Annotated in this window: 8 protein-coding genes; 7 read left to right on the plus strand and 1 reads right to left on the minus strand. The window is 49.3% G+C overall.

The window, feature by feature from the left end:
* Positions 1-3: 3 nt before the first annotated feature.
* Positions 4-1,671 carry a M23 family metallopeptidase gene (locus BACCELL_RS02845; RefSeq protein ID WP_007210021.1) on the minus strand — a complete coding sequence of 556 codons (1,668 nt, stop codon included), beginning with the start codon at positions 1,669-1,671 and terminating at the stop codon, positions 4-6.
* Between the two features lie 118 nt (positions 1,672-1,789).
* Between BACCELL_RS02845 and BACCELL_RS02850 the strand changes: the two genes are divergently transcribed.
* The 7 genes from BACCELL_RS02850 to BACCELL_RS25665 all read left to right on the plus strand — a co-directional run.
* Entirely contained in the window at positions 1,790-3,601 is a 1,812-nt protein-coding gene (locus BACCELL_RS02850; protein WP_007210022.1) for a helix-turn-helix domain-containing protein, read from the plus strand.
* A 91-nt stretch (positions 3,602-3,692) separates the two neighbouring features.
* Complete coding sequence (locus BACCELL_RS02855; RefSeq protein ID WP_007210023.1) at positions 3,693-3,992, plus strand: hypothetical protein; 300 nt, start codon at positions 3,693-3,695, stop codon at positions 3,990-3,992.
* Between the two features lie 285 nt (positions 3,993-4,277).
* Positions 4,278-4,541 (plus strand): DUF3791 domain-containing protein, encoded by a 264-nt coding sequence (locus BACCELL_RS02860; RefSeq protein WP_007210024.1) that lies wholly within the window; start codon positions 4,278-4,280, stop codon positions 4,539-4,541.
* Complete coding sequence (locus BACCELL_RS02865; RefSeq protein ID WP_007210025.1) at positions 4,538-5,056, plus strand: DUF3990 domain-containing protein; 519 nt, start codon at positions 4,538-4,540, stop codon at positions 5,054-5,056. The genes BACCELL_RS02860 and BACCELL_RS02865 overlap by 4 nt, the downstream gene beginning before the upstream one ends.
* A complete protein-coding gene (locus BACCELL_RS02870; protein WP_007210026.1) occupies positions 5,053-5,265 on the plus strand; it encodes a DUF3791 domain-containing protein in 213 nt (70 codons plus the stop codon). The genes BACCELL_RS02865 and BACCELL_RS02870 overlap by 4 nt, the downstream gene beginning before the upstream one ends.
* Positions 5,266-5,701: 436 nt before the next feature.
* Entirely contained in the window at positions 5,702-6,739 is a 1,038-nt protein-coding gene (locus BACCELL_RS02875; RefSeq protein WP_157133866.1) for a fimbrillin family protein, read from the plus strand.
* Positions 6,740-6,808: 69 nt separating this feature from the next.
* Positions 6,809-8,316: leucine-rich repeat protein (locus tag BACCELL_RS25665; protein ID WP_169309593.1), on the plus strand; the 1,508-nt coding region annotated here is incomplete at its 3' end.

The following is an 8,316-nucleotide window of genomic DNA, read 5'->3' on the forward strand; positions in this document are numbered from 1 at the left end:
CCATTACCAGACAAACTCAAATCGCTCCGTCGTCTGATTACCGCAACCATCCGTTACGGTCATCTCCACAACATGCCGCCCCCCTTTCTTCACATGTTTCGGATCGAGTTCGCAAACCAGATTTCCACTGATGGAATTGGGCTTGCCAAACAAAGCATATTTTCCGTCTATGGTTCCCCGGTAGCTACTGATACCGGTTTCTCCATCTTTTGCCTTGAAAGTGATGCGTCCCGCGCTCCCCCATTGTTTTGGATTGAGCGGAGTGATTTGGGGCGGTACGGTATCAATGGCAACAGTATAAGTGCCCAGTTCACGGATCATCGTCTTCATGAATCCGTCTTCATACTTGCCACCTATACTATATTTCTTTCCACGATTACTCACACTTGCTACATAATATTTCGTCATATCTTCCAATGGACGGCGGCGCAATCCGATAGTTAATTCGCAACGTCCATGCAAAGGTATACGGGTATCGTTCAACTGATAGGTAAAAGCAATGTCTCCACTGTCAGCCCGCACGGCATAATTCAGATATGCGTCATCATAGAGCATTCCTCGGGGGATAACCAGATTCAAACCGGGCTCTTGCAGGATATTTACTTTATTCCAGTGAAAAATGTACTTCTCCCGGTGCTCCACAGGTTTTATTTCCGCACGCTTTCCATGTATCGTAAAACGTACTTTGGAAGTATTTCCCAGCGCATCTTTCAGTGTATAAACGAAGCGGTAGGGACGCTCTTCATTAATATCAACCAGTCCCCGGTTTCCATTGAGAGCATGCAGCATACGTAATGTATTTCCTGGCTCGATGAACGACTTCATATATTGACCGTATGTCCACGAATTAATCATCCGGTTTTCATATTCCGAGAAACGGTCTACCACACTACGAAACACTTCCACACTATCTACTTCCAGAATAACAGTATGTACTCCGTAACGATTGCTCACCCCGTCCATATAATCATAGGCACGGATAGCGGAACCTACCAATCCCCAAGCAGTAATAGGTTGTTTTGGGGTAAGCGGAAACGCCTGATGCTTCTGGTTTCCGTCTACTACTCCCCTGCCCGGTTGAGGAAAAAGCATAATGCCTTCGGCACGGGGAGCCGTATTATCTTTCACTTTCTTCTTAAAGAAGGGCAACGGGTCGATATAATCGTCCGTATCCGCCTCAAACATATCCAGATGCAGGTGTGGCCCGAAAGAATAACCAGTATTACCACTCAGAGCGATCACCTGCCCTGCCTTCACCGGATATTCACCCGGTTCGGGAGTAATCTCCACTTCCCATGATTCCTTTTCATATTGCAGGTCTTCCACACGGCGGGCCACATCACCCACAAAAGCACTGAGATGCCGGTTGATGGTTTTATATCCGTTATTATAAGCTACATCGAGCACATATCCCGAACCATGAGTGACGCGAATACGCGAAATATATCCTTCAGCCAGGGCATGTACCGGTTTGCCGATGGTTCCTCCGGTTTTGAAATCCAGTCCGCCATGAAAGTGGTTGGCACGTATCTCACCGAAGTTTCCGGAGAAAGTAATGGGAAAATCAAAAGGAGGAGTAAAGGCAGCATCGGAAGGCACATTCTCCGTTGTTTGCGGATAAGCCTGCACTCCCCATGCCAGAAGTATAAGGGATAATATAGTATGTTTCATATAGGTCGATAAATAATTTGTCGGGCAAATGTACATTATTCCGGGTAGATTATAAAGAAATGTGAGCAATTATTATTCAATAATTACCTATATTTGCCGGAACAAAAGAACTATAAAAATGCATATTACTTGTGAATTCCGCACACTATTCCTTATCTCAGTGTGCGTTCTGTTTCTGTTTCCCGCATGGACAATTGCGGCAGATTCCACGCCGGACAGCTTGTTGACCGAGAAACAAATCCTCAAAATCTACTATTCCGCACCCGACAGCGCCCTCCACTTACTGAACGAAGCTGAAGCACGCCACCTTCCCGATATGCCCTTGTTCCGCATCGACATTCTGCGCGGCATGGTATACGAAAGCCAAGGAATGTACGCCCTGAAGGCACAATACATGCAGCGTGCCCTGCAATACGACTCCGTACAAAAAGTTCCATCGCGTAAACTACAAGTACTCGTGCGGCTTGCCACCACTCTCGACCGGCTGAATAAATACGGAGAAGGAATTAGCGTCACCACCGAGGCCCTCGCACTGGCACGGCAGCTAAAGCTGAAAGTTGCGGAAAGCGAACTGCTCTTCACCTTGGGACGCATGCACCGGGGAATGAAGAACCTATCGGAAGGGTACAACTATATGCTCCGTTCCGTCAAACTGCTGGAAGAGACGAATGACGTGCGTGAAATGGCCCGTCTCTCCACTTCCTACGGTGACCTCTCTTCCTTTTACGATGAAGACGGGCAGAATGAGGAAGCTATCCGGATATCCAAGCTACGTACCGCCCTTATCCAACGCATGAGCGGGATGTCCGGGCCACCACCGGGATACATTGACCAACAATACGGCTACCTTTACTCCAAGTTGGCCTACTACTATCAGAAAGCCGGACGACCTCAAGAGGCTACCGAAACTTACAACAGGTTCCGGTCCACGCAGTTTGCGCGGCAGCCGATGGGGGTAAACGAAATAGTGCCTTACCTCCTTCTATCCGGACAATATGAGAAAGCGCTGGAATGCAATAATCAGTGGAAGCAACTCTTTGCAAGCAGAGATAGTGTAGGATACGACTATCTGGTGCTGCTGGACCGCTATGCCCGTATCTACCGGGGACTGAAGAAACCCGTTCTTGCCGATGCTTACCAATTGCGCGCCACCGTACTGACGGATAGCATTTACTCCCGCGAGAAGCAAAGCCAGGCACAAGAATTTGCCGTCATCTACCAGACGAAAGAGAAAGACATGCAGTTACAGGAAAAGGGAGCCAAGTTGACGCGTCAACGTATTTACTTCGCGGCAGCCTGCCTTGTGGCTATTCTGTTCGCCCTGCTGCTATGGGAGAAGCAAACGAACCTGCGCAAGACACGCCAGCGCAATCGCATTGCCGCCCGGCAGATAGATGAGTTGCTGGTTCAAAGGGAAGAACTGAGAAGAGCTTATGCCGGGAAAGAGAAAGCCAACAAGGAGACACCGGGACTAGTTGACGATAATATAAAGAATCGGGAGGATAAAGAGACAGACAACCTGGAAGATGAGGAAGCCGAATTCATTGTAAGCAGGAAAAGGCAGGAAGATCTCAACGAGGAAGACCGCCATCGCTTCATTAGTATGGAGAATGCGCTGCTCGCCGACCAGCTTTTCTTATCGCCCAAGCTGAACCGTGATGATTTGATGCGGCTTTCCGGACTGAGCAAGAACCGCCTGAGTACCTTCATACAAGAATATGCCGGCACCAACGTCAGCGGGTATATCAACCGCCTGCGGGTAGAATACTCCATATCGCTGCTCCGTCAGTTGGACGCTTACAGCATTGACGCCATAGCCCCACTGGCGGGTTTCAACAGCCGCAGCGCATACTATACAGCTTTCAGCCGGGTGTTCGGCATGACACCGATGCAGTATCGGGAAACGCTGAAAGAAGAAGAAGAAGTTTAACACACCAAGTGACAGACATTTAAGGAAACAATTCGTATATTTGCCTTGTTTTAAAGAACTAAAGTAACAGGAGATACAGATTATGTCAACAATGGAATTAAGACAATCACTGCTGCAAGAGATAGCCAATATTATCGACAGTGACGAACTGACCCGCAAAACGCTGGAATACGTAAGGAAACTGAGGACTAAAGAAGCCAAGAAGAAAGAAATAGAGACAAAAGAAGACCTCACACCTTATACAATGGAAGAGATTAACTCATGGATGGACGAAGCGGAAGCGGAGGAAGAAGCCGGAATACCCGGGATGCCGCATGAAGAGGTATTTAGTAATATGGAGAAGAAATATCCCTGGTTATGCTTGCATCCCACCCTCACCTTGGAGCAATAGAATCATTACTTGAAAACCGGAGACATGCTTATCGTTCGCTCGTAGTACATCAACACTTCAAACTGATATATTACATAGATGAGAAGAAAGATATATTATATATTACTGCTCTATGGGATACCCGCCGCGAACCAATAACTTTGATTAAAGGTATTCACACTAAATAACGGTACCAATTCCTTTGCTCTACGAGCGCTTTCCCATTTACGGCTCTCTTCTCCCGCTTGTTATTAGCATGAAAGGCTTATCTTTGCAATCCAAGAAATAAGAAAGGAGACAAGAAATATGACAAGTATGCAACGAATGACCGATGAACAACTGCGAATGATCTTCGCCGCCTCGTGCATCGAAGCCGCTGCCCGTCGCGAAGGCGTATCCGCCACCGAAATGTACCGCCGCATGTCACGTATCGGTATGATAGAGGAGTACATCCTCCCCTACTATGACCTGCTGCACACTCAAAGCCGCGAGTACATCACCGATACCACCCTCGAAACCCTGCACAACTGGGAAACAGCAGGGAAAACAATGAAAGGAGGCAAGCTATGAGCACCCTTGTCTACCATGGTGCAGCCGACACTGTAAGAACGCCCCTGACATCCTATGGGCGTCCTGATCTTGACTTTGGGCAAGGTTTCTACGTCACCACCCTTCGCAGCCAAGCCGAACGCTGGGCACAAATCGTCAACTTACGCCTATTAAGAGGTACTCCCTGCCTCAATATCTATGAGTTGGATATGGAACGTGTCCGCCAAACCTATCGTTGCCTGCATTTCGAAACTTACAACCGTGATTGGCTCGACTTTATTGTACACAGCCGCAAAGGACTGAGACCCTGGCAAGAATATGACTTTGTAGAAGGAGGTGTAGCAAACGACCGTGTAGTAGATACGGTAGAAAGCTATATAGCGGGAACTATGCCCGCCGAAATAGCCCTTGAACAGTTGGCGCAACATCAGCCCAATAACCAAATGTGCCTGCTCAACCAGCACCTCATCGACGAATGCCTACACTTCAAAGAATGTCTGCCCTTGGGTATTTCACAGAAAGGAGGCAAATTATGATAAGCGACCTCCTTCTCTGGAACAAAATAGGACGCATCATCGTGTTGTTGGGCGAACGCCTCAACGTTTCTTCCGAACAAGCCCTTGGTATCTTCTACGAGTCCGACACTTGCGAACGTCTGCATAACCCCGAAACGGGGCTATATCTGATGGGCGACCTATATATCGTGAACGATGTAATCAGGGAGTTGCAGGATAAGATGGGATAAAGACGATAAGTAGTTGGAATATTTCAATCATGCAAAGCAAGACAATCTGAAGTTTCTCCCCTGTATCAGGTAGAGCGTTCCGAAGGAGAAAAGAGCTCTTTTTCCCCTGTATTTCGACACCGCCTCCCCAACTTTCATCTACTTTTTCATCCTTCCTTCATCTCCCCTTAAAGAAAAAGGCCCCTTACAATACAAATTTCACCCCCTCCAGAAGCACTTCTGAGAGGGGGTGCGACAAATCAGGACAAGGGTGCGACAAATCAGGACAACAAGCGAATATAAAATTAGGACTATTTCCAATTACTTGTCATACCTTCGCCACATTCCTTTCAGAGAGGAGGCCAATCCTCCCTATATAAGGAATGAAGAGCCCGGGAATTATCTATTAATGAAAAGAGAAAACTAAGGAATTATTCACTTATTTATAGTAATGTATATGAAAACAAAGAACCTGCTCATCGCCCTGACGATGACAACCGCAATGACAGCCATGAGCGCTTGCAGCAACAACGAGAATGAACCCCAAGTAGTAGACATCACCAAGCCCATCGAAATAGACTTCGGCATAGGACAGGCAGCAGTGACTACACAAACCAGAATGACTCCGGCAACGCCCGGCGCGGACGGCCAAACCGATAAATGGGCCTCCACCGACCAGGTAAGTGTGACCATCGCCAGCAAGACAGGCACTGAAAGCGGAGAAGTATCGCTGACGGACAACACCTACAAAGCCACCACCACCTTTGAAATGAATGGCTCATGGGCTCTTGTTTCCAGCGCCAAAGCCATCTACTGGCAGGACACACAGTATATACACACTTTCTACGCTTACTACCCAACGAGCGCCAATCTCGGCACGGGTTCCGGTAATGACCTGATCATAGACCTTCCCACTGACAATAGCGCAACTCCCACCTGCATTGACAACAGCACCCTGGCAAAGCTGAACGAGTGTAATATCCTTTTCGGCAAGGCAAGTATGAAGGCTACAACCTCCGTAGAAATTGGCATGAGCCACAGCATGAGCCAGATATACTTCACAGTGGAACCGGGCGACGGATATAATACAAATGGCACAGACATGCCTACCATCGCAAGTGCAGAGATACTGAGCGCCAGCGGACTGTCTGTAGGTGGAACCTTCGATCCTAACAACGGAAAGGTAACGGCTGACGCCGCAGTTGCAGGAGCCAAGAGCATCAAGCCTTACCGCAAAACCGGCAACCACTGGTTCGCCGTAGTGATGCCCGGACAGACATTCAGCAAGGATAAAGAACTCATCCGCTTCACCACCGATGACGGTACCACCTATACTTACACGCTGGATACCGCAGGCGATATCACCTGCGCCGCCAACAAGAGCTACAACTTCACACTGAAACTAAATAAGAAGAGCGTCACGCTGGGTAGCTTCAACGTAGCCGCATGGGATAAAGAGAACAAGACAGGCGGTGCCGGAATGGACATCCAATAAGCCCCATAAAGACAAGCCCCGTTCACCCCTATATCCCCCATAATGATTTATAAAGAAAGGAGACACCCCATGAAACATCTATTCTCATCCGAAACCTGGAGCAGTATGCGCACCCTGCTTGCCGCACTGCTGACACTGGGTATACTGCTGTGCCTGCTGCTGGCAGGCTGTACGCCATACGCTGACGATGATGCCGACGAAGGCAGAGGCACAGGCGTCGCCCTGAGCCTGGGCAGCGTCACGGTAGCGGAGCAGAAAGACGGAAAGCAGGGAGTGGACACACGTGCCGATACCCCCGTGGACGGCTTGGAGCAATGGCCGGGCTTCCAAGGAGGCGACAATCTGTACGTAGGTATCACGAGCGGAAGCTTACAAGGAGGGGGTAGATACCACTATGATGACGGCAATATCTGGTTAGCCACAAGAAACTCCGCCTACTGGCAGAGCGGAGCGGCCAAGAACACCGTGCGGATAACAAACAAAGGGGTGGGAGACTATACCCTGCCCGACAGCTACGAAGCCGATGCCGCCACCAAATGGCACACTTGGGACGTACTCACCTATCAGGAAGAAAACGTGGCGCCCGTCTCGCCCTACTCCTGCCAGTTGCAGCACGCCATGGCGCAACTGTGCGTGGAACTGGCACCCGGTACCGAGATAAAAACGGACCAGTTGCAATCCGCCACCGTGAAAGCGCTGAATGCCGACTGCGAGTTCAGCATTTCACTGTTCGAAGGGGACGAGCCGCTACAGAAGCAAAGCGGCACCCCCAAGTCCATCACCCTGCTGAAGAACGGGGCAACCTCGCTGAAGCACTACGCCCTACTGCTGCCGGAACAGAACTATGCCGCCGCGCAGAAGATGATAGAGATAAACATCGGTAACGAAAGCTACAGTTTCACCCCTACCGAAGCGCTAATGCTGAAAGCCGGAACCTGCCTGCACCTGACGCTGACCGTAAGTAAGACAGGAGTAAGCGGATGGACGGTGAGTTCTACCAGCTGGGATGATGAGGTGACGACGGGAGGAAAGCCCGGAGAAGACTCGGAGGTAACAGTGATAGAGAATACAGCGGGAGGATTGGAAGCAGCACTGAACAGTTTCAGCGGCACCAAGCTGATGATAACAGGGGAGATAAATGATGCTGACATGGGAGCACTGAAAGAAGCCATTAAAAACAAGAATATTACTGAGGTGTACATTATGGCAACCGGGGTAGCAAACCTTGAAGACAACGCGTTCAGAGACTGTACAACCCTCGAAAGCATCAGCATGCCGGGAATAACAGGAAGCATTGGAGAAGAAGCATTCGAGGGATGCACAGCACTGCAAAGCATCAGCCTGCCAGAAGTGACGGGAGATATCGGAAACTACACATTCAATGGCTGCACAGCACTGCAAAACGTCAGCCTGCCGAGAGTAACAGGAAGCATCGGAAACTGCACATTCAAAGGCTGCACAGCACTGCAAAGCGTCAGCCTGCCGGAAGTGACGGGAGATATCGGAAACTACACATTCAATGGCTGCACAGCACTGCAAAACGTCAGCCTGCCGAGAGTAACAGGAAGCATCGGAGA

This window comes from Bacteroides cellulosilyticus DSM 14838 (genome assembly GCF_000158035.1).
Taxonomy (GTDB): Bacteria; Bacteroidota; Bacteroidia; order Bacteroidales; family Bacteroidaceae; genus Bacteroides; species Bacteroides cellulosilyticus.

Excerpts from the sequence above, each read along its gene's own strand:
- BACCELL_RS02845 (WP_007210021.1), bottom strand. The coding sequence starts at position 1,671 with ATGAAACATACTATATTATCCCTTATACTTCTGGCATGGGGAGTGCAG.
- BACCELL_RS02850 (WP_007210022.1), top strand. The coding sequence starts at position 1,790 with ATGCATATTACTTGTGAATTCCGCACACTATTCCTTATCTCAGTGTGC.
- BACCELL_RS02855 (WP_007210023.1), top strand. The coding sequence starts at position 3,693 with ATGGAATTAAGACAATCACTGCTGCAAGAGATAGCCAATATTATCGAC.
- BACCELL_RS02860 (WP_007210024.1), top strand. The coding sequence starts at position 4,278 with ATGACAAGTATGCAACGAATGACCGATGAACAACTGCGAATGATCTTC.
- BACCELL_RS02865 (WP_007210025.1), top strand. The coding sequence starts at position 4,538 with ATGAGCACCCTTGTCTACCATGGTGCAGCCGACACTGTAAGAACGCCC.
- BACCELL_RS02870 (WP_007210026.1), top strand. The coding sequence starts at position 5,053 with ATGATAAGCGACCTCCTTCTCTGGAACAAAATAGGACGCATCATCGTG.
- BACCELL_RS02875 (WP_157133866.1), top strand. The coding sequence starts at position 5,702 with ATGAAAACAAAGAACCTGCTCATCGCCCTGACGATGACAACCGCAATG.